Origin of the sequence: Pseudoalteromonas citrea (assembly GCF_000238375.3) — a bacterium.
Lineage (GTDB): Bacteria > Pseudomonadota > Gammaproteobacteria > Enterobacterales > Alteromonadaceae > Pseudoalteromonas > Pseudoalteromonas citrea.
Genome location: NZ_AHBZ03000027.1, coordinates 599,850 through 619,205 on the forward strand (window position 1 = coordinate 599,850; position 19,356 = coordinate 619,205).

At 40.2% G+C, this 19,356-nt stretch carries 18 protein-coding genes; 11 read left to right on the forward strand and 7 right to left on the reverse strand.

Translation table 11 applies throughout. The features are described 5' to 3' along the window. Nucleotides 1-3: 3 nt before the first annotated feature. From hisC to hisG, 3 genes are read right to left on the reverse strand one after another with little or no spacing between them, the layout of a single operon-like run. Nucleotides 4-1,077, reverse strand: coding sequence for a histidinol-phosphate transaminase (gene hisC / locus PCIT_RS20705; protein ID WP_010361919.1), 1,074 nt, complete (start codon nt 1,075-1,077; stop codon nt 4-6). Beyond that, nucleotides 1,070-2,368, reverse strand: coding sequence for a histidinol dehydrogenase (hisD, locus tag PCIT_RS20710; protein WP_010361920.1), 1,299 nt, complete (start codon nt 2,366-2,368; stop codon nt 1,070-1,072). Before hisD ends, hisC begins: the two co-directional genes overlap by 8 nt. Nucleotides 2,369-2,372: 4 nt before the next feature. Further along, nucleotides 2,373-3,272, reverse strand: coding sequence for an ATP phosphoribosyltransferase (gene hisG, locus PCIT_RS20715; RefSeq protein WP_010361921.1), 900 nt, complete (start codon nt 3,270-3,272; stop codon nt 2,373-2,375). Nucleotides 3,273-3,591: 319 nt separating this feature from the next. Between hisG and PCIT_RS20720 the strand changes: the two genes are divergently transcribed. The 6 genes from PCIT_RS20720 (at nt 3,592) to PCIT_RS20745 (ending at nt 10,706) form a co-directional block, all read left to right on the forward strand. Further along, complete coding sequence (locus PCIT_RS20720) at nt 3,592-3,816, forward strand: hypothetical protein (RefSeq protein ID WP_010361922.1); 225 nt, start codon at nt 3,592-3,594, stop codon at nt 3,814-3,816. Nucleotides 3,817-3,960: 144 nt separating this feature from the next. Beyond that, the gene (locus PCIT_RS20725) at nt 3,961-5,565 is read left to right on the forward strand and encodes a methyl-accepting chemotaxis protein (RefSeq protein ID WP_010361923.1); all 1,605 of its coding nucleotides are present in this window, start codon (nt 3,961-3,963) and stop codon (nt 5,563-5,565) included. A gap of 91 nt (nt 5,566-5,656) precedes the next feature. Continuing rightward, nucleotides 5,657-7,567: a DNA repair helicase YoaA gene (locus tag PCIT_RS20730; RefSeq protein ID WP_010361924.1), complete on the forward strand. Its 1,911-nt coding sequence runs from the start codon at nt 5,657-5,659 to the stop codon at nt 7,565-7,567. 1 nt (nt 7,568) lies between these two features. Beyond that, complete coding sequence (gene tsaB, locus PCIT_RS20735; protein WP_010361925.1) at nt 7,569-8,252, forward strand: tRNA (adenosine(37)-N6)-threonylcarbamoyltransferase complex dimerization subunit type 1 TsaB; 684 nt, start codon at nt 7,569-7,571, stop codon at nt 8,250-8,252. Nucleotides 8,253-8,296: 44 nt separating this feature from the next. After that, complete coding sequence (locus PCIT_RS20740) at nt 8,297-8,587, forward strand: hypothetical protein (protein ID WP_021032190.1); 291 nt, start codon at nt 8,297-8,299, stop codon at nt 8,585-8,587. A 91-nt stretch (nt 8,588-8,678) separates the two neighbouring features. Beyond that, nucleotides 8,679-10,706: an EAL domain-containing protein gene (locus PCIT_RS20745; RefSeq protein WP_040696368.1), complete on the forward strand. Its 2,028-nt coding sequence runs from the start codon at nt 8,679-8,681 to the stop codon at nt 10,704-10,706. Nucleotide 10,707: 1 nt separating this feature from the next. Here PCIT_RS20745 and PCIT_RS20750 read toward each other — a convergent pair whose 3' ends face one another. Then, a complete protein-coding gene (locus PCIT_RS20750; RefSeq protein WP_010361928.1) occupies nt 10,708-11,997 on the reverse strand; it encodes an alkaline phosphatase in 1,290 nt (429 codons plus the stop codon). A 131-nt stretch (nt 11,998-12,128) separates the two neighbouring features. Between PCIT_RS20750 and PCIT_RS20755 the strand changes: the two genes are divergently transcribed. The 3 genes from PCIT_RS20755 to rnd all read left to right on the forward strand — a co-directional run bounded on the left by PCIT_RS20755 (nt 12,129) and on the right by rnd (nt 15,950). Then, nucleotides 12,129-12,992, forward strand: coding sequence for an alpha/beta fold hydrolase (locus tag PCIT_RS20755; RefSeq protein ID WP_010361929.1), 864 nt, complete (start codon nt 12,129-12,131; stop codon nt 12,990-12,992). Nucleotides 12,993-13,111: 119 nt separating this feature from the next. After that, on the forward strand, nt 13,112-14,764 hold the full coding sequence (gene fadD / locus PCIT_RS20760) for a long-chain-fatty-acid--CoA ligase FadD (RefSeq protein WP_010361931.1): 1,653 nt from the start codon (nt 13,112-13,114) through the stop codon (nt 14,762-14,764). A 55-nt stretch (nt 14,765-14,819) separates the two neighbouring features. Beyond that, entirely contained in the window at nt 14,820-15,950 is a 1,131-nt protein-coding gene (rnd, locus tag PCIT_RS20765) for a ribonuclease D (RefSeq protein ID WP_010361932.1), read from the forward strand. Nucleotides 15,951-16,005: 55 nt separating this feature from the next. On the opposite strand, the gene minE is transcribed toward rnd, so the two are convergent. The 3 genes from minE to minC are packed head-to-tail and all read right to left on the reverse strand — an operon-like array spanning nt 16,006 to nt 17,793. Then, entirely contained in the window at nt 16,006-16,275 is a 270-nt protein-coding gene (gene minE, locus PCIT_RS20770; RefSeq protein ID WP_010361933.1) for a cell division topological specificity factor MinE, read from the reverse strand. Between the two features lies 1 nt (nt 16,276). Continuing rightward, nucleotides 16,277-17,086 (reverse strand): septum site-determining protein MinD, encoded by an 810-nt coding sequence (gene minD, locus PCIT_RS20775; protein ID WP_010361934.1) that lies wholly within the window; start codon nt 17,084-17,086, stop codon nt 16,277-16,279. 5 nt (nt 17,087-17,091) lie between these two features. Then, entirely contained in the window at nt 17,092-17,793 is a 702-nt protein-coding gene (gene minC / locus PCIT_RS20780) for a septum site-determining protein MinC (RefSeq protein ID WP_010361935.1), read from the reverse strand. Between the two features lie 213 nt (nt 17,794-18,006). Between minC and PCIT_RS20785 the strand changes: the two genes are divergently transcribed. Both PCIT_RS20785 and PCIT_RS20790 read left to right on the forward strand, forming a co-directional pair. Next, entirely contained in the window at nt 18,007-18,288 is a 282-nt protein-coding gene (locus PCIT_RS20785; protein ID WP_010361936.1) for a YcgL domain-containing protein, read from the forward strand. Further along, complete coding sequence (locus PCIT_RS20790; protein ID WP_010361937.1) at nt 18,281-19,297, forward strand: lytic murein transglycosylase; 1,017 nt, start codon at nt 18,281-18,283, stop codon at nt 19,295-19,297. The genes PCIT_RS20785 and PCIT_RS20790 overlap by 8 nt, the downstream gene beginning before the upstream one ends. Nucleotides 19,298-19,356: the final 59 nt, after the last annotated feature.

The window sequence follows — 19,356 nt, forward strand, 5'->3', positions numbered from 1 at the left end:
TCCTTACACTTGCGCCGAGATGACGTCTAGCCAATCTTTAACGGATTTTAAGTCTTGTTCGTTACCAATTGATATACGCAGCCAGTTATCTTGGCCATATAAATTAAAAGGTCTCATTACTAACCCCATTTGTGCCGCGAAAGATAAACAGCCTTTGTCTTTAAGTTGTAATGTCACAAAGTTACCTTCACCACTGAGTATGTTGTTGACAGCGGGTGACTGTTCTAACCAGCGTACAAGCGTTAGTTTGGCTTTGTTCAAAATGGTTACTTGGCGACGCATCTGGGTAATTGCATCACTGCTTAAGGCCTTTTCGGCGATTTGTGCAACCACGGTTGATACAGGGTAGGGCGCTATGACTTTTCGAATAGGTGCTAGGAGTGATTGATCACCCAGCATGAATCCAGTGCGCAAGCCCGCCAGTGCAAATGCCTTAGATAGCGTACGTAAAATAACAAGGTTATCGAAGTCTTTAAGTAGTAGAGCGCATGAATTAGACTCTGAGAACTCTATGTAGGCTTCATCAACAACAACGATGGCTTTACCTGTTAATGCTTTTGTGATTTGAGCAATTTTTTCAACTGGCGTGATACTGCCTGTCGGGTTATTCGGATTGCAGATGAAAACCAATTTACTGCCTGATACTGCTTTAATAATGTCTTCGACAGTGCCACTGAGCAATAACTCTTGTGATAGGTCATTAACAGCAACATTATGTGTGTCAGCGGTTACTTTATACATGCCATAAGTTGGCAAAAATAGTGCAATATTGTCTGATGCAGGCTCACAATAGGTCCGCACCAATAGGTCGATGCCTTCGTCTGCTCCCCGGGTCATAATGACTTGTTCTGAACTTACGCCCGCATAATCTGCGTATGCATCTATAACCGCTGCAGGTTGTGGATCGGGATACCTATTTAAGTCACTCAGTATAATATTTACGTCTTTCACATAAGGGCTTTCATTGGCATTGAGCCATATATTACCTGATACTTTTTCACTTTTTGCAGAACTATAGGCTGTTAGTGCTTCAATATTGCCGGGTAACAGCGTGTCTTGTGCTGGTTTATTAGTCATTGTTTAATTGCTCCAGTCTTACTTTAACTGCGTAGGCGTGAGCGTCTAATCCTTCTGCCTCAGCAAGTGGCAATATAGCTGAGCTTAACGCTTTAAGCCCTTGTTTTGATATTGTTTGAACTGTGTAGGTTCTAAAAAAATCTAATAGATTTAAGCTAGAATATACTTTACTGTAACCATAAGTAGGCAATACATGGTTGGTACCTGAGGCATAATCTCCAGCCGATTCTGGTGTATAGTCACCAACAAACACTGACCCTGCGTTATTCACTAACGGTAAATACTGCTCAGGTTCCCTAAGTTGCAGTATTAAATGTTCTGGTCCATATTCAGCCGAAACGGCAAAGGCTTGCTCAATTGACTCTACCAAAATGAGACTACTGTTTTGCATTGCAGCTCGCGCGATATCTGCACGAGGTAGCAACGCTAATTGCGCTTCGATGGCTTGCTGTGTTTTTTCAATGGTGAGTGTGTTGGTGCATAACAAAATTACCTGAGAGTCACGACCATGCTCTGCTTGTGATAATAAATCGGCCGCAATAAACTCGGGGTTTGCACGTTCGTCTGCAATCACCAATACTTCAGATGGTCCAGCGGGCATATCAATTGCAAATCCTGGTTGGCTTTGGCTCAATATTTGTTTTGCCATTGTGACGTAGCTATTACCTGGGCCAAAAACTTTGCTTACTTTCGGCACTGTGTCTGTGCCAAACGCCATCGCTGCGATGGCACCTGCACCGCCACTTTCAATTACTGTTGTGATCCCACATAACTTAGCAGCATAAAGTATTGCAGGGTCAATTTTCTTGTCACCATTAACAGGTGTGGCAAGTACAATAGTAGTTGCACCGCTGAGTTGTGCACAGACACCTTGCATCAACACTGATGAAGGTAAAGGCGCACTTCCACCAGGTACATACAGCCCAACAGCATCAATAGCTTGGTAGCGCAATTCGCAAAGTACCCCAGGCGTTGTCTCTAACGACGTGTTGTTTGGCAATTGCGCTTGGTGAAAAGCTTTAATGTTGCTATATGCCGTTTCAATCGCTGCTTTTAATTCTGCGTTTAACGCCTGAGCACTATTATTAATCTCTTCTTGAGGTACACGCAGCCTTACGTTATTTCGCTTATCAAATTTTTCAGCGAATGTAATAAGCGCGCTATCACCATTTGATTTTACTTGTTCGATTATGTCGTTGACAGCGGCTTCAACATTTATACTGGCTGATAGAGCAGGGCGCATAAGTGCGCCTTGCTGTTGCTGTGACGTCAATTCGTTCCAACGGATCACGTTATTACTCCATCATTTTTTCGATTGGCATAACTAGGATTGAATTCGCACCGAGTGTTTTTAGTTCTTCCATTGTTTCCCAGAAAAGGGTTTCACTACTGACCATGTGCAGGGCAACATATTCGTCACTGCCAGCCAAAGCGAGCAGTGTCGGCTGGCCTGTGCCGGGCAGCAGCGCACAGACTTCGTCCAGTTTGCTCTTTGGTGCATGCAGCATGATATATTTGCTTTCTTTTGCTTGTTTTACCCCTTTTAAACGAGGCATAAGCTTTTCAATTAAGGCTAGCTTTTCTGGGTCTTGCAGGGCTGGGTTTTGAATAAGACAAGCGTTTGACTCTAGAATTGTTTCTCCTTGCATTAATCCATTGGCTTCTAAGGTGGCACCGGTTGATACAAGGTCACAGATTGCATCAGCTAAGCCAGCTCTGGGGGCAACTTCTACTGAGCCAGTTAACATGACGGCACTGGCGCTGATATTTTCACGCTTTAAGTACTGCTTTAAAATCTCTGGGTATGTTGTTGCGATTCTTTTACCTTCAAACCAGTCCTTTGACTGTTCACCGAGCTCTTGCGGCCAAGCGAGTGCTAAGCGGCAATAGCCAAAGTCCAACTTAGATAGCTTGATGACATCGGCACTTTGTTGCAGATTTTGTCTTTCGGCTTGAGACTCCACTAGGACATTTTCACCAACGATCCCCAAGTCACATACGCCATCCATAACCAAACCCGGAATATCGTCATCACGTACACGCAGTACATCAATTGGCATATTGGTAGAATGTGCGATCAAACGTTGTTCACGTAGATTAAGCTTAACACCGATTTGTTTTAATAGGTCTTGGCAGTCTTTTGATAAACGGCCAGATTTTTGAATTGCGATACGTAGTCTATTTGTGTTGTTCATAATTTATTTTCCATAAGTATAAAAACTAAAAACCCCGAGGGAACCTCAGGGCGAAAATAAGCTATGAATTTTGCTCGCCGGAGGTTCCTTTTAGGAATAACCCACCAGCGAAATACCTGACAGGTTATCCCGATGAATGATGATGGTGATGTAAAGCTGTCATAGTATTGAACATTGTTAACTCTTGGTTAGTATTTGATTACGTATATAGATAAACATATTATCAGAATGCAGTGCAAGCTTTTTTTATATGAACTTTAGAATATCTTATAACGGCCGATAATAACGTATAAGAACATGTTGTTGGGGAGAAATGCATATGGATGCGTTAAAACCACAGTTTAATATCGTCAGGCTTGAGGTTCATCACAAGCCTTTATTTTATATTGCAGGTGTACAAGAAAGTGCGGTTGATAGAATAAAACTTGAGCGCGCAAAGCGTGAGGATATTGAAAAAAAGAAACGGTCAAATGAACCAGAAAATAAACAAAATGGCAACAATAAAACAGATGAAAGTGACAAACACCTAGATATATGGGCTTAGTGCTTTTGTACTAATATAAAAGTTGTATTTTTGTGCGTCTTCAATATATAATCCTTCCCAATCCACTAATTTAATTAAGTTTTTTATTAGTCTACCTGTATGATATTTACACGGTGGAAATGTAGTCTATTCAGGGTTGTATATATGAACTTTACCATTGTCCAAAAGTTATACGCTGCATTTTTTGCCGTGTTGATTTTACTTTCGAGCACCTCAGTCTTTGTAATTTATAAAGAAATTGAGATTTCTCATGTTACCCAAGAAGTAGCCAGTGACGATGTACCCGGAGCATTTGTCTATATGCAACTGATTGATGAACTAGGTGATGTCAATACTGCTTTATATGCAATTGTTAATGATATAGAAGGGGCAACGCAAAGCTACTATGATGATAAGAATGAGCTATTAGATTACTACGAACAATTATATAAGTTGGAATCTAAAAAGGCCGAAGACCGACGGGTTATGGCTCAAATAAAACGTTTAATTGACGATTTAATACAGGTTGCCGAGACAAAAATTATTGGTTCGTCATTACCGTTTAATGAAAAGCTAGTTACGTTAGTTGAGTTGGAAAAACGGTATATTTCGAAGTTAGAGGATATGTTAGAGGCAGGTGCTAACGAAGAACGTGATGACACATCTCTAGCTATGACTGAAATTCAGGCACAACTTGATTTTCTAAATACCATATTAATCGTCATTACGCTGGTGGCGATAGTTATCTCGGTATTCATTGCGTGGCGTTTAGGTCTTTCAATCTCGCAGAGGTTAAAATTGGTGGCAGTACAAGCGGGCAATATTGCCCAAGGGCGATTGGATATTCAACCACTTGAAACTAGTCATGGAGATGAGATCAGTGCGTTATCGTCATCTATCAATGATATGCAAACGTCATTAACTACGCTCGTTGGACAAATAAAGTCAGTAACGAGCGAAGTTGGCGATAGTAGTGCCACACTTGGCAAAGTTAATGAGCAAGTTGCGAAAGGGATCAATAAGCAGCAATTAAAAGCGGATCAAATTTCCACAGCCGCAGCGCAAATGAGTAGCTCTATTGCTGAAGTGGCTCACCAGAGTGTCGACGCAGCAGATATTGCAAATCAAGCAGGTAGTAGCGCAAGTCATGGCGGAAAAATTGTTAATGAAATGGTGATGAGTATTCGAGATGTGTCGTCCACCATTGAAGACTTATCGGATTCGGTCGGTAATTTGGGGCAACGTGGTAAGCAAATTGGAGAGATCATAAAGGTGATCAATGAAATCGCTGAACAAACTAATTTATTAGCCCTTAATGCGGCGATTGAGGCTGCCAGAGCTGGAGAACAAGGGCGAGGCTTTGCCGTGGTGGCTGATGAAGTTAGGGGGCTTGCTAGTCGAACCGCAACAGCGACACAAGAAGTCGCAGAGTCAATAAGTGCAATTCAGCAAGAGACCGATATTGCGGTATCAAGAATGGCACAAAGTACCGAAGTCGTTGATAAAGGAGTGTCGTTAAGTGAAGAGGCTTTAGCTGCGCTTGAAGATATTGTTAGTCAAGCACAAACTGTTAATAGAATGATTGATTCTGTTGCTGCATCGGCAGAAGAGCAAGCCGCAGTGACGAAGGAGATCAGTCAAGACATTACAGACATTAATACTATAGCGACTGAAGCTGTTTCTAACTCAGAGGCTGCACAAAGTGCTGCGAATGCGCTGTCTGATAATGTAGAAAGCCTTGAAACTGCATTAAGTAAGTTTGCAGTTTAGGCTGCATCATAATATTGGCGTATAGAGGTTACTTGCTCTATGCGCTAACTCTTCGTACAATCATCGAAAATTTCCAAGCAGTACAACTAAATTGTCTATTCAACAGGTATTTTCAGAGCAAGGGCCACTTGCTTTGCAACTTTCAGGCTATAAGCCTCGTAAAGCACAAATCGATATGGCTCAGTCAATTTCTGACACGATGGAAACTCGTGGACAATGTGTCGTTGAAGCAGGAACTGGTACTGGGAAAACATTTGCATACTTAGCGCCTGCATTGTTGAGTAAACATAAGTGCATAATTTCAACAGGGTCGAAGGCGCTTCAAGAACAATTATTTCATCGTGATTTACCTGTGCTACAAAAGGCTCTGAAAGTTGGCAAAAAGGTAGCGTTGTTAAAAGGTCGGGCTAACTACTTGTGCAGCTACCGTCTCAATGAACACGTCACTAATGTGCCTACCGATGATCCTGATGTAATGCATCAACTCGCCATGGTGGCAAAGTTTGCTGCGGAGACAAATACCGGTGATTTAGCAGACTGCGTTGGAATAGAAGAAGACGCAAAAGTACTTCCCTATGTTAACTCTACTGCTGATAATTGTTTAGGTAAAGAGTGCCCTGACTTCCAAGAATGTTATATAAGAAAAGCACGTATAGAAGCCACAGACTCAGATTTAGTGGTTATTAACCATCATTTGTTTTTTGCAGACATGGCGGTGAAAGAGCAAGGGTTTGCTGAATTGATGCCAAATAGCGATTGTTATATATTCGATGAGGCTCACCAACTCCCTGAAATAGCAAGTGACTATTTTGGAGAGTCAATCAGTACAAAGCAATTAACCGGACTTATTAACGATATCCGTTTAATTTATCGTTCTGACATTCCTGATATGCTCCAATTGGGTAAGACACTTAATAAATTAGAGACGACGGTAGCCGATCTCCGTATTGCGTTTGGTAATGATGGGGGACGCGGTGACTGGCGGGAGGCCCTGTCAAACAAAGCTATTTGTGATGCATTGCATCGGGTTATTAGTGATATGGACTTTTTGTATCAAGTTTTAAAGCTGTGTTTAGATAGGACTGATAAAATAGAACACCCGTTTGAACGGGTTATAAAGTTTAAAAATCAGTTAGAGCGTGCCTTTGATGTGTCTCAAACAGGGTATAGTTATTGGTATGAAACAACACGGCGCTTTATCACTATTCATATAACACCACTAGATGTGTCTAGTAAGTTCAAAGAGATTGTATCTAAAACCAGTGCAAGTTTTGTATTTACATCTGCAACACTGTCAGTTGATCATTCTTTAGGGCACTTTACCGCGAGTTTGGGTTTATCTCCTACTCATGAAAGCATTGTAGATAGCCCATTTGATTATCAAAACCAAGCCTTATTGTGTATGCCGCGTTATTTGCCTGAAAGTAGGGATGATGGGATGCCCCATATGCTCGTTAAAATAGCAAAACAGTTAATAAATGCAGCAAAGGGTAGGACTTTTTTGTTATTTACAAGCTACCGTGTCATGCACTTGGTATATGAAGGGCTGAATACGGCCACCGAATATCCTATTTTTATGCAAGGCCAATCATCTAAACGGATCATCTTGGAGCAGTTCGTACGTAATGGAAATGCGGTATTGATGGGAACTGCATCTTTTTGGGAAGGAGTCGATGTACGTGGAGATACTTTAAGTTGTGTTTTAATTGATAAGCTCCCTTTTGCCTCACCGGATGATCCTTTATTACAAGCTAGGATGAAAGATGCAGAAATGTTAGGAAAAGAGCCTTTTGAAGCGGTTCAATTACCTCAAGCGGTGATCAGTCTTAAACAAGGTGTAGGGCGGTTAATTCGAGATAAAAGCGACAAAGGTGTACTTGTTATTTGCGATAATCGTTTAGTTACGCGAAAATACGGTGAAACATTTTTAAAAAGCTTGCCAAATATGCGACGAACACGCAATTTACAAGCGGCAACTCAATTCTTAGAGAATATAGAATAATATGACGTATAACCTTTTGGCCATTGATGCTTCTACTGAAGCGCTAAGTATCGCTCTTAATTATAACGGTAAAACATTTCGCTTTTTTGAGGAGTGCCCTCAACAGCATAGCCAAAAAATACTGCCGCAAATAGAAGCCATGCTTAATGATGCCAACTGCACATTGCAGGACTTAGATGGCATCGCGTTTGGTAAAGGCCCAGGTAGCTTTACGGGAGTAAGGATCGGAGTGGCGATTGCACAAGGGCTGGCATATTCGCAGGGATTGAAATTAGTAGGGATCTCAACGCTGCAAACTATGGCGCAACAAGCTATTGACGAACATGGTGTTACAGGCGTATTGGCCGGAATAGACGCGAGAATGGGAGAAGTCTATGTCGGCGCTTATGTGCGCGGAGACGATGGTTTAGCACAGGAGAGTCACGAAGAAATGGTATGTGCACCAGAAAGTCTAGCTAATATCAACGTTAATAGCGCGGTAGGTACTGCGTGGGTCACGTATCCAAAAGCTGCTTCTGATAACAATTTAACTGTATTAGAAGGCGCGGTACTGCCTGATGCATTTTACATGTTAAAAATTGCGGAACGTGCTTTTGCAAATGGTGAAACAGTTGATGCTTGTGATGCACAGCCAAATTATGTCAGAGACACAGTAACGTGGAAAAAGTTGCCAGGTAAGGAATAATTAGGTATTTTTAGTATATAGTTAGATTGGCGCAGCGTCACTTTATGCAAATGGTAACGGTTAGTAATAACCAATTTACATATCAACTAAAGCCTATTGTTCGGGAGAAATCTACTGAGCAAGCGGTGAGCAATGCTGCGCAGCCTAACTCCCGAGTTAGCAACTCGCCATCGGGTATTAAGCTTGCCCAAGCTTTTCAAGAACACACACGCTCTACTATTTATGATCAGCCCGATTTTAAAACAAATGTGGCGATTAACACCTACAAAGAGATAAATAATCAAGAACGCAGAGCAGATGTAGAAGCCCTAATTGGCGTAAATATCTACGCCTAGGTGTTTGAAATTATTTCACTTAAAAAGATTCCTCGAAGATTGTTTTATTCTCTAAGTTAGGTATGGTTAAAAGAAAAAGCTAGGGAATGTTTTGTTCAGATCGTCATTCAACCGATTTAATCAAGCAGCTGTTAAGGTGTCGTCTAACACGCTAGTGTTGTCGTTAAGGGAAGGATATATTGCATTAATTCCTTTTTTTATCGTTGCGTCTCTCATTACACTGATAAATCAATGGTTGGATATTGCGGCAAAAGGATTTGATCATGACTACTTAAATCAATTTAACCAATTGGTTTGGGGACTTTTCCCTTTATTTACTCTGATTTCATTTAGCTATCATCTAGCAAAAAATATAAAAATACATACCATCGCCGCCCCAATATTGGTTACAAGTTGTTTTGTTGCAACCACAGGGTATATTTTCGTTGATGAGCAAAGTCTACGGATTGATCATCGCGTTGGTGTTTTGTATACCTTATTTATGCCTATCTTTTGTTGTTATTTGCTCGCATATTTTGAGCGTACTCGAGCATTTAAGATTGTCGAAGTGAGCACAATTAGCTTATTTCTCAAAAAACACGTTAATCTCATTTTTCCCTATATGTTGGTTACCACAATTACGCTGCTGCTATATCCATTTGTAGACCTAGCTGTAGATCATGTCTTGTCTTACTTGGCACTAGAGCAGCTTGCGTTTAGCGCGGAGGATAAAGTTACATTACAACTACTTGGTGCGCATTTATTATGGTTTTTAGGGGTTCATGGTGATAATACCTATCATATATTGGTTTCAAGCGACCTTTCAGGCTTTATGGTCACACCCGAGTTAATTAACTATCATTTCTTTAGTACATTTGTGATTTTGGGCGGTACAGGGTGCGTTTGGGGGTTAATAATTGCATGTTTGTTGCTTAAAAAAGGGCACCATGAAAAGCATATAGCAAAATTATCAGCACCACTTGCTGTGTTTAATATCAGTGAAGTGATGCTCTACGCACTCCCTATTGTATTTAACCCCTATATTCTAATACCCTTTTTAATTGCACCCGCATTTAATGCAGTCGTATCTTATCAATTATTGATAAATGGGTTTATTCCTATTGTGACCCAAGAATCTATACCTTGGTTTACGCCCGTATTTGTAAATGCTTGGATACTGACAGAAAGTTTTTGGATAGTGCTATTGCAATTATTCCTGGTCACAGCAAATGTGGCTATATATTACCCATTTTTAGTCGCACATCAGAAAAATAACATGTCTGGTAAAGCTCTTGATATGCTAGTGAAACGTTACTCCGCAGGTCGAATGATTGAAGATCAAGCTGAAAGTAGTTTTGCGACACACCATGCTAAGCAACAAATTTCAGGGCATACTTTAACCGAAGTGACTGATGCCCTAAATAACGGTGCATTGACGCTATACTATCAACCTAAAATCAATCCAGTGAACAAAGAAATCGTGGGTTTTGAGGCGTTGTTGCGGCTGGTTAACCCAGACAAAAGTGTATCAGGGCCATGGTTTTTGGAAACGTTAGGTGAGCATAATCTGCTACATGTAATAGATAATTTTGTTATTGACCAATTGGAAGTGGATTTAGATACTTTTGCCCAGCATGGACAATATCCAAAAGTGAGTTTTAACATATCACCGGATAATTTACTTTCGGGTGGTTATAAACGGGTGGTTAAAGCATTCTCTCGATTCGCAGATCAAGTTGAAGTTGAACTCTTGGAATCAAGTTATATTGAAGACTTTAGTAAAACGATGTCGATAGTAAATACGCTTAAAAGCAATAAAATACACTGCGCTATGGATGATTTTGGTACAGGTTATTCCTGCTTGTCAGTACTGTCTAAGTTAAATATCGACACCATTAAGTTTGATAAAAGCTTATTGCCAGATCAAGACAATGAAAAAGCGGCTGTACTTTATAAGAATCTTGCCGACCTTTGTGCACAATTGGGCTTCAAGACGGTTGCTGAAGGGGTTGAAACAAAAGAAGATGAAAGTGTCGTCAAAGCAGCAAATATTGGCTGCGTCCAAGGTTTTTTATATTACAAAGCAATGCCAATAGAACAGGCTATTGGCATTTATGGGACTAAAGTCGAGAATGAATAAACTATCTTAGATAATTAATTAACTTTTCTGCAATGTCTGTATTGTTTTGAGAACCAATAAAGTCTTGATAGCCATTACCATGAGCAAAGACTTGAACATCAATGGCCGTATGTCCACCTGTCGTCCAGCCTGTATAACTTGCTTTATTGATGAGCGATTTAACCACGATATTAAGTGCTTTAACACCTTCTGCTTTAGCTTGCTTAAGTTTTATTGCTGTCGATTTATTGTAAGGGAGCTTAGTATGCATTACCCATATGCTTTCTAAATCGTCAGACTTAATTAACAATTTTGCCAGCTCTTTGGCTGATTTAGATACGCCTTGAACTACGTCACGTAGCCATAAATACTTTCCATCAGCTCCCAGTGTTAGTCCACCTGTAGAGTGATCTGCGGTGATCACGAGTAGTGTATCAGGGTTCTGGTCAACATAGGCTTTGGCGAGTTTAATCGATTGTGCAAAGTCATGCATTTCATGCATGGCGCAGGCAATGTCGTTAGCGTGCCCACACCAATCTATTTGACTTCCTTCTATCATAACGAAAAAGCCTTTGTCATTGCTTTTATCCAGTAAAGATAAAGCTTTTTTGGTCATAATTTCTAACCGCTTTGGATTTTCGTCAATTGCATAGGGTAACCCTTTGGCTGCAAATAATCCTAAAGCTGGGAGCTTATTCATATTTGATAGGGTCGTGAACGAGTCAGAGTATTGATATCCAGCTTCTTGAAACTCTTTTACTAGGTTACGATCATCTCGTTTAAAATATTGTGTTCCGCCCCCTAATAGGAGGTCTACAGGTAACTTACCGGCAATTTTATTGTCTAGATAGTCATCAGCTATTTCATCATAATTTCGTCTTGATTCATTATGAGCAGCAAAACTCGCCGGTGTGGCATGATTAATTTGCGATGTTGCTACCAGAGCTGTGGTCATACCTTTTTCTTTGGCAATCTCCAGCATTGTTTTCAATGGCGCTTTGTGTGTATCGACGGCAATGGCGCCATTATAGCTTTTATTTGCTGTGCTAAGTGCTGTAGCGCTTGCTGCACTGTCTGTTACAACGGTATCGTCCTCTGGATATGTATGAGCCATACCAACAAGAATTTCGTCAAATATTGTAGGGTCTACATGTTTGGTATTCGGGTTGTCCATATAATAGCGATAAGCTGTTGTGTAGGCTGGGCCCATACCATCACCAATCATATAGATGATGTTTTTTGGTTCTGCCAGTGCAGATGAGCTGCACGATAGCGCAACGCCTGCTGTAATGAGGCGTAGTGTATTTCTCATGATTACTTCCTTAAGATTCCCGTGGTGATACATAACGCAGCCTAATGGTTAGTTATGACATTTAACTTGTTTCATGGCTGGTATGTCAGGCAAGATATTAAATTATAACTTTAAAAAAGAATACGGCAATAATGGCCATTGATGAAAAAAATACGATAAACCGCTTAGCGCAGTGCGGTTTAGCTGCGCAAATCTATGGAAATGGACCGCAATGGGTGATTTGTTTGCATGGCTGGTTAGATAATTCAAATAGCTTTGTGCCAATGGCTAATTTACAGCAACCTGGTTACAAATGGCTTATGATTGATTTACCAGGCCACGGTCAATCACGTTGGCGAAGTAAAGATGCGCATTATTATTTTATTGATTATGTTTATGACTTACTGAACGTCTTAGATGAGCTAGACATAGAAAAATGTCATTTGGTTGGGCACTCTTTGGGTTCGCTTGTATGTGGTCTGTTTACTACATTGTATCCGCAACGAGTTAATAGCTTGTCTATGATTGAAGGGATTGGTTTAATGTATTCTGATGAAGCAGAAATTAAACAACAAATTACGCAATCTTTTAAGCAAAGGCAGCAAATTCGAGATAAGGCGACGAAGCATTTTCCAAGCTTGGAAGCGTTGGTACAATTAAGAGTATCTGTCTCTGATTTTGGTGAAAAGGAAGCGAAATTACTTATGAGTAGAAATAGTAAAGAAGCAGAAGGCAAAGTCTATTTAACAACTGACCCTCGCTTAAAAACACACTCTGCTTTTCGCTTTAGTTTAGATCAGAGTATGAAGCTTTTTGAAGAAATAAAAATACCGAGTTTGCTCATTTTAGGAACTCAAGGCTATGGATTTGTCAAATCCAATTTAGAGCAATTTAAGAGCTGTTTTGACAGTCTACAGGTTGAAATTGTTGAGGGAGGGCATCACTGTCACATGCAAAACCCATCTCGGTGCATTAAAAGTATTGAAACGCACCTGAACGCAATTAATGGAACGTGATTGTATATTGATACAAAATATGGGAATATCTCGGGTTAGAGTATTTGCTCAATTGTTTATGCGCCTTATTTCTATTAAGGTAAAGTATTAAAAAAATAAAGAGAACACAGGAGCTAAGAGTGGAAAAAATCTGGCTAAAGCGCTATCCGGAAGGGATGCCTGAAACTATCGACCCAGAGCACTACAACTCGTTGCTTGAAATGTTTGATAAAAGTTTTACAGAGTTTGCGTCGTTACCCGCTTATACCAATATGGGTAAGACGTTGACCTATCAACAAGTAGATGAAGCAACTAAATCTGTTGCGAGTTATATTCAAAATACTTTGAAGTTAGGTAAAGGTGATAAAGTAGCAGTAATGATGCCTAACTTATTACAAACCCCAATTTCAATATTAGGCGTATTGCGAGCAGGGTGTACTGTGGTAAATGTAAACCCACTTTATACTGTGAGAGAGTTAGAGCATCAGCTAAATGACTCAGAGACTAAAGCTATCTTTATTCTCGCTAATTTTGCTCAGACACTTCAAAAAGCGTTACCTAAAACGTCTGTTAAACACATCGTATTGACGGAAATTGGCGATATGATGGGCGGCTTTAAAAAGCACCTAGTAAACTTTGTGGTGAAACGCGTTAAGAAAATGGTGCCTGAATTTAGTTTACCACAAACGGTGCCCTTTAAAGAGGTGATGGCAGCAAACCCAGATTCTTATAAAGTTCCAAATATCGCATTAACCGATCTTGCATTTTTACAATATACGGGCGGTACAACAGGCGTATCTAAAGGCGCTATGTTGACCCACGGCAATATGGTTGGCAATCTTGAACAAGTATCTGGTTGCTTAGATAAAGTGTTAGATAACGGCAAAGAAGTTGTTATTACTGCATTACCGCTTTATCATATATTTGCGTTAACGGCGAATTGCTTAACCTTTATGAAGTACGGTGGTCACAATATCTTGATCACGAACCCAAGAGATATGCCGGGCTTTGTGAAAGAGCTGTCCAAACATAATTTCACGGCAATTACTGGCGTAAATACCTTATTCAATGGTTTGTTGAATACTCCTGGGTTTGCTGAATTAGACTTCTCAAATTTAAAAATGTCACTTGGTGGTGGCATGGCTGTTCAGCGCCCAGTAGCTGAGAAGTGGCAGAAAGTGACAAACAGTAAGTTGATGGAAGGATATGGCTTAACCGAATGTGCTCCGTTGGTGACGATATGTCCGTGGGATTTAGACGGATATAACGGGTCTATTGGTTTGCCGGCTCCCAGTACAGAACTTAAAATTGTATTAGATAGTGGTGAAGAAGCGAGCAAAGGTGAGTCTGGAGAGTTGCTTGTAAAAGGCCCTCAAGTTATGGCTGGGTATTACAACAGGCCAGATGCAACTGCTGAGTGTTTAAAGGATGGTTGGTTTGCAACAGGCGACATCGCAACTTATGACGATGAAGGCTTTTTCTATATCGTAGACAGAAAAAAAGATATGATCATTGTATCTGGGTTTAATGTCTTCCCAAATGAGATTGAAGAAGTGGTTGCCATGCATGATGGCGTGCTTGAAGTCGCAGCGATTGGTATACCCCATGAAGTAAGTGGCGAACAAGTTAAAGTATTTGTTGTGAAAAAGGATCCATCGTTGACAGAAAAGGATATAATTAGTCATTGTCGAGATAATCTTACGAATTATAAGGTTCCTAAGTTGGTAGAGTTTCGTGAAGAACTGCCAAAAACGAATGTCGGAAAGATACTTCGTAGAGCCTTAAAAGAGTGAGTAAGGAGCCGGCAGTAGCCGGCTTTTTTATGTACTAATGTCACTAGGAGTGAACGTGCAGTATCAGTTAATTACCACACAAGTCCAGTTAAACCAGTTTGTATCCTCAATATCTACATCACAAATTCTAGCAATAGATACTGAGTTTATGCGCCGCCGTACCTTGTACCCGGAGATTGCTTTGATCCAGGTTTTTGATGGGGCAAATTTAGCGTTAATTGATCCTGTTTGTGAGTTAGATTTTGAACCATTTTGGCAACTACTCAAAGATGATAAAATATTAAAAGTGCTGCACTCACCTTCGGAGGACATTGAGGTTTTTCAAAAGTTTGCTGGGTTTGTACCACATCCTATGTTTGACACACAGTTCGCATTACAGTTGCTTGGCGAAGGGAACTGTGTTGGTTTTGCAAGTATGGTTAAGACATTACTTGATGTTGAAATAGATAAAAGCGAATCTCGGACCAATTGGCTTCAAAGACCGTTAACAGAAAAGCAACTAGATTATGCCGCCAGTGACGTATACTACTTATTACCATGCTTTGAAAAAATAATAACGCAAATCACCGAAAAGAAGTTTATAGAAATCGTTATTCAAGAGTCTCAACTAATTGCCGCAAAACGCGCATTCGAAACACCCGATGAATACGTCTACTTAGATATAAAAAATGCATGGCAATTAAAACCAAGAGATCTTGCCGTACTGAAGGAATTAGCAGCATGGCGTAGAGCCAAGGCTCAAAAGAAAAACCTAGCGTTAAGCTTTATTCTTAAAGAACACAATATGGTTGAAGTTGCCAAACGTAGGCCAACGTCACTGAGTAGTTTACGGAATATTCCTGGTATCGAACTGTCTGAAGTTAACCGCTCAGGAAAAGAAATAATTCAGTGTATTGAGCGTGGTAAAGCGATCCATGAATCAAATTGTCCTGAAAAATTGTTAAGACTTATTGATTATCCAAATTATAAAACTGCAGCTAAGGGGATATCGAATACCATTAAATCGGTTGCTGAGTCCGCCTGTATTCCAGCAGATGTTTTTGCATCTAAAAAACAGATCAATCAACTGTTGAGTTGGAGCTGGAAGAAAACTGCAGAGGAAAGGGCTGTATCTCTTAAGCCTGACCTTTTGCAAGACTGGCGCTATGATTATGTTAAAAGTGCGTTATCGCAGTGGGACGTATAACAGAGCAAACGCTTGTATAAAAAAGGCGCTATTAAGTTAGCGCCCTTTATATGAATTATTTTTCTTCTTTTACATCATCAGGAAGAGTCACATTCAGTTCTAACACTGCTAAATCATCTTCATTTTGTTCAAACTGAACATTGACGGCATCTGAGTCAACTTTCACATACTTTCGAATAACATTGAGTATATCTTGCTTAAGTTGTGGCAAATAATCCGGTGTTCCGCGTTTTGAACGCTCATGTGCAACGATTATTTGTAAACGCTCTTTAGCAAGCGACGCACTGCTTTTCTTCTCTGAACGGAAATAATCAAGTAGCGACACATTAACCTCCAAATATCCGTTTTAGTAAGCCTTTCTTTTCCACTGCAAGGAATCTAAAGTCAATCACCTCGCCTAATAAGCGGTTAATTGCATCGCTATAAGCTTGCCCTGCATCAGATTCACTATCAAGCACAACGGGTTGGCCCGAGTTTGACGCATTTAATACCGCAGTTGATTCAGGAATTACACCGAGTAAGTCAATAGCTAAAATATCTTGAACATCTTCTACAGACAGCATTTCACCATTTTCAACGCGTTCAGGGTTGTAGCGGGTGAGTAGTAAGTGTTCTTTCACGGGCGCTAAACCTTGCTCTGCACGCTGTGATTTACTCTGTAGTATGCCCAAAATACGATCGGAGTCTCTTACGGATGAGACTTCTGGATTGGTGGTGACAATCGCTTCATCTGCAAAATACAGTGCCATCATCGCACCAGCTTCAATACCTGCAGGTGAATCGCAAATAATATAGTCAAAGCTTTCTTTCATTTCGTTTAAAACTTTTTCTACACCTTCTCTGGTTAGCGCATCTTTATCTCTGGTTTGAGACGCTGGAAGAATAAAGAGTTTTTCTACACGTTTATCTTTGATGAGGGCTTGATTTAAGTTCGCTTCACCATTGATCACGTTAACGAAGTCATAGACTACTCTGCGTTCACAACCCATGATCAAATCTAAGTTACGTAACCCAATATCAAAGTCGATTATGGCAGTTTTGTAGCCTTTTAGGGCAAGACCTGTACCAATTGCAGCGCTAGACGTTGTTTTTCCAACACCACCTTTACCTGATGTTACGACAATAATTTTTGCCATCTGAATTATCCTTTGACCAAAGCGGTAATTTCTAATGAATCATTAATTTGTTTTACTTGAGCAGGATTGCCCCAGTGTTCACCTTGTAGTGAATCACTGATCCAATAACTGCCGTTTATAGAGACCAACTCGGCTTCAAGGCGCTGGCAATAAATACTTGCTTCTTCATAGCCTTTTGCTCCGGCGATTGCTCTTCCTCGTAATGTTCCGTATATATGTATATTACCATCCGAGATGACTTCAGCCCCATGACTAACGGAGCCTAATACAATCAAATCTCGGTCTTTAGCATATATTTGCTGACCAGAGCGCACTGTCGCTTGAACGATTTGCGCAGGTAAATACACTGGTTTTTCTACGACTTCAGTCGAAGTTTGAGTTGAAACAGCTGGTTTTATATCTTTACTATAGTTTAATACCGAATACTTAGCTGCTTTAGCTTGAATATGTTGTTGTTCGGTTCCATTGCAAACACCTACGGGATTTAACTGTAGATCCGACAAAGTTTGCTTAAGCTGTACAAAGTCAATATCGACTTCTTGGATCTCTGCAAGATTAACAACGATCGGTGCACCGTAAAAAAATTTAGGTGCTTGGGAAATCTTCTCATCTAACTCACTTCTAAGTCGTGCAATGTCGACTGAGAACAAGTGTAAAACAGAAAGGGTGAATAAGTTTCCTTTTAACTCAAATATTTGATCTGACATATGCGCTCTAATAACTATACGAACTTAAGAAAGCTCAAAGAGAGTAGGGTGGTTTTTTAAGTTTTAATAACATAGTTCACCTTACATCACTTTGTATTAATATTATTGTTTGGCCCTGTATTTAATACGTTTGAGCGTCGCAAAACTTTCCAAATATAATGACTGTCATGGTATAGTGCCAGTTAGACATAAGCAAGAATTTATGGGTGTATAATGCTTACCGCCGTGTATAAAAGTTCAAAAAAAGCCGATACCTATCTTTATATCGAAAAACGAGATGATTTTAGTAAGATACCGCAGCCTTTGATGGATATGTTTGGTTTACCAAAGTACGTAATGATGTTCGATTTATCAAAACGTGAAAAGTTAGGAATTGCTGATATAGTGTTGGTTAAGGAAAAGTTAAGCGAAGATGGCTTTTACTTACAAATACCACCACCAGAAGAGAATTTACTGGATCAATTTAAGGCCCATAATGGAGTAGAAAGTGATTAAAAGAGCTTCCTTATTACTTGCATCGATTGTGTTATCAACGGCGAGCTATGCAAATACGCAAGAGAAATTTGATTCTTACGTGGCTCAGTTGAAGCAAGAAGCCCAGAATAAAGGTTACGAGCAGTCATTAATCGATACCGCATTTGCGACTGCAAAGTTCAAGAAGAAGGTGATTAAAGCTGATAAGAATCAGCCAGAAGTTGTTGAAACCTTAGAAACGTATTTACCAAAGCGTGTGCCTCAATGGAAAATAGATCGTGCGCGCAAGTTATATAAAAAGCATCAAGTTGAACTAGAAAAGATTGCACAAGAATATGGTGTACAAGCTAGGTTCATAGTTGCTTTATGGGGGCTTGAAAGTAATTTTGGTCGCATTCAGGGTGGCTACTCAGTGATAAGTGCATTGGTTACGCTCGCTTTTGATGGCCGTAGGGAAGCGCTTTATAAGCGACAATTGTGGGCCGCGTTAGATATTTTAAAAAGTGGTCATATTTCGCTAGACAAGTTTAAAGGGTCATGGGCTGGTGCCATGGGGCAAACTCAGTTTATGCCCACTTCTTTTAATGCATACGCAGTCGACTACAACAAAGACGGACGCAAAGATATCTGGACGACAGAGATCGATGCATTTGCATCGATAGCAAATTATTTAAAGCAGGCTGGGTGGAATGACGATTTAACATGGGGTCGTCAGGTTAAGCTACCTCAAGGGTTAGATCAAAGCTACGTGCTTAAAAGAGGCACGAAAACGCGTAAGCAGTGGCTCGGTTATTGGAAAGACTCAGAGCGCTCGCTTGCTAAGTGGCAAAAGCTTGGACTACGTAAAGCTGATGGAACAAATTTGCCAAATGTCAATATTACAGCTGCGCTTGTAATGCCAGATGATATCAATGGCAGAATGTATCTAGCATATGACAATTATAAAGCTTTGATGCATTGGAACCGCTCATATTACTTTGCGACCAGTGTTGGCTATTTATCTGACAGAATTGCTTACCCAAAAATCTAGTGATATTTTTTAGTTAATGAAAATATATAAAAAAGGCAGCCTTCCAACAGGCTGCCTTT

What these genes read in the sequence shown, in the direction of transcription:
- minD (WP_010361934.1), bottom strand. Translation starts at nt 17,086, where the DNA reads ATGGCAAAAATTATTGTCGTAACATCAGGTAAAGGTGGTGTTGGAAAA.
- tsaB (WP_010361925.1), top strand. Translation starts at nt 7,569, where the DNA reads ATGACGTATAACCTTTTGGCCATTGATGCTTCTACTGAAGCGCTAAGT.
- hisC (WP_010361919.1), bottom strand. Translation starts at nt 1,077, where the DNA reads ATGACTAATAAACCAGCACAAGACACGCTGTTACCCGGCAATATTGAA.
- PCIT_RS20750 (WP_010361928.1), bottom strand. Translation starts at nt 11,997, where the DNA reads ATGAGAAATACACTACGCCTCATTACAGCAGGCGTTGCGCTATCGTGC.
- PCIT_RS20720 (WP_010361922.1), top strand. Translation starts at nt 3,592, where the DNA reads ATGGATGCGTTAAAACCACAGTTTAATATCGTCAGGCTTGAGGTTCAT.
- minC (WP_010361935.1), bottom strand. Translation starts at nt 17,793, where the DNA reads ATGTCAGATCAAATATTTGAGTTAAAAGGAAACTTATTCACCCTTTCT.
- PCIT_RS20785 (WP_010361936.1), top strand. Translation starts at nt 18,007, where the DNA reads ATGCTTACCGCCGTGTATAAAAGTTCAAAAAAAGCCGATACCTATCTT.
- PCIT_RS20725 (WP_010361923.1), top strand. Translation starts at nt 3,961, where the DNA reads ATGAACTTTACCATTGTCCAAAAGTTATACGCTGCATTTTTTGCCGTG.
- PCIT_RS20740 (WP_021032190.1), top strand. Translation starts at nt 8,297, where the DNA reads ATGCAAATGGTAACGGTTAGTAATAACCAATTTACATATCAACTAAAG.
- hisG (WP_010361921.1), bottom strand. Translation starts at nt 3,272, where the DNA reads ATGAACAACACAAATAGACTACGTATCGCAATTCAAAAATCTGGCCGT.
- PCIT_RS20755 (WP_010361929.1), top strand. Translation starts at nt 12,129, where the DNA reads ATGGCCATTGATGAAAAAAATACGATAAACCGCTTAGCGCAGTGCGGT.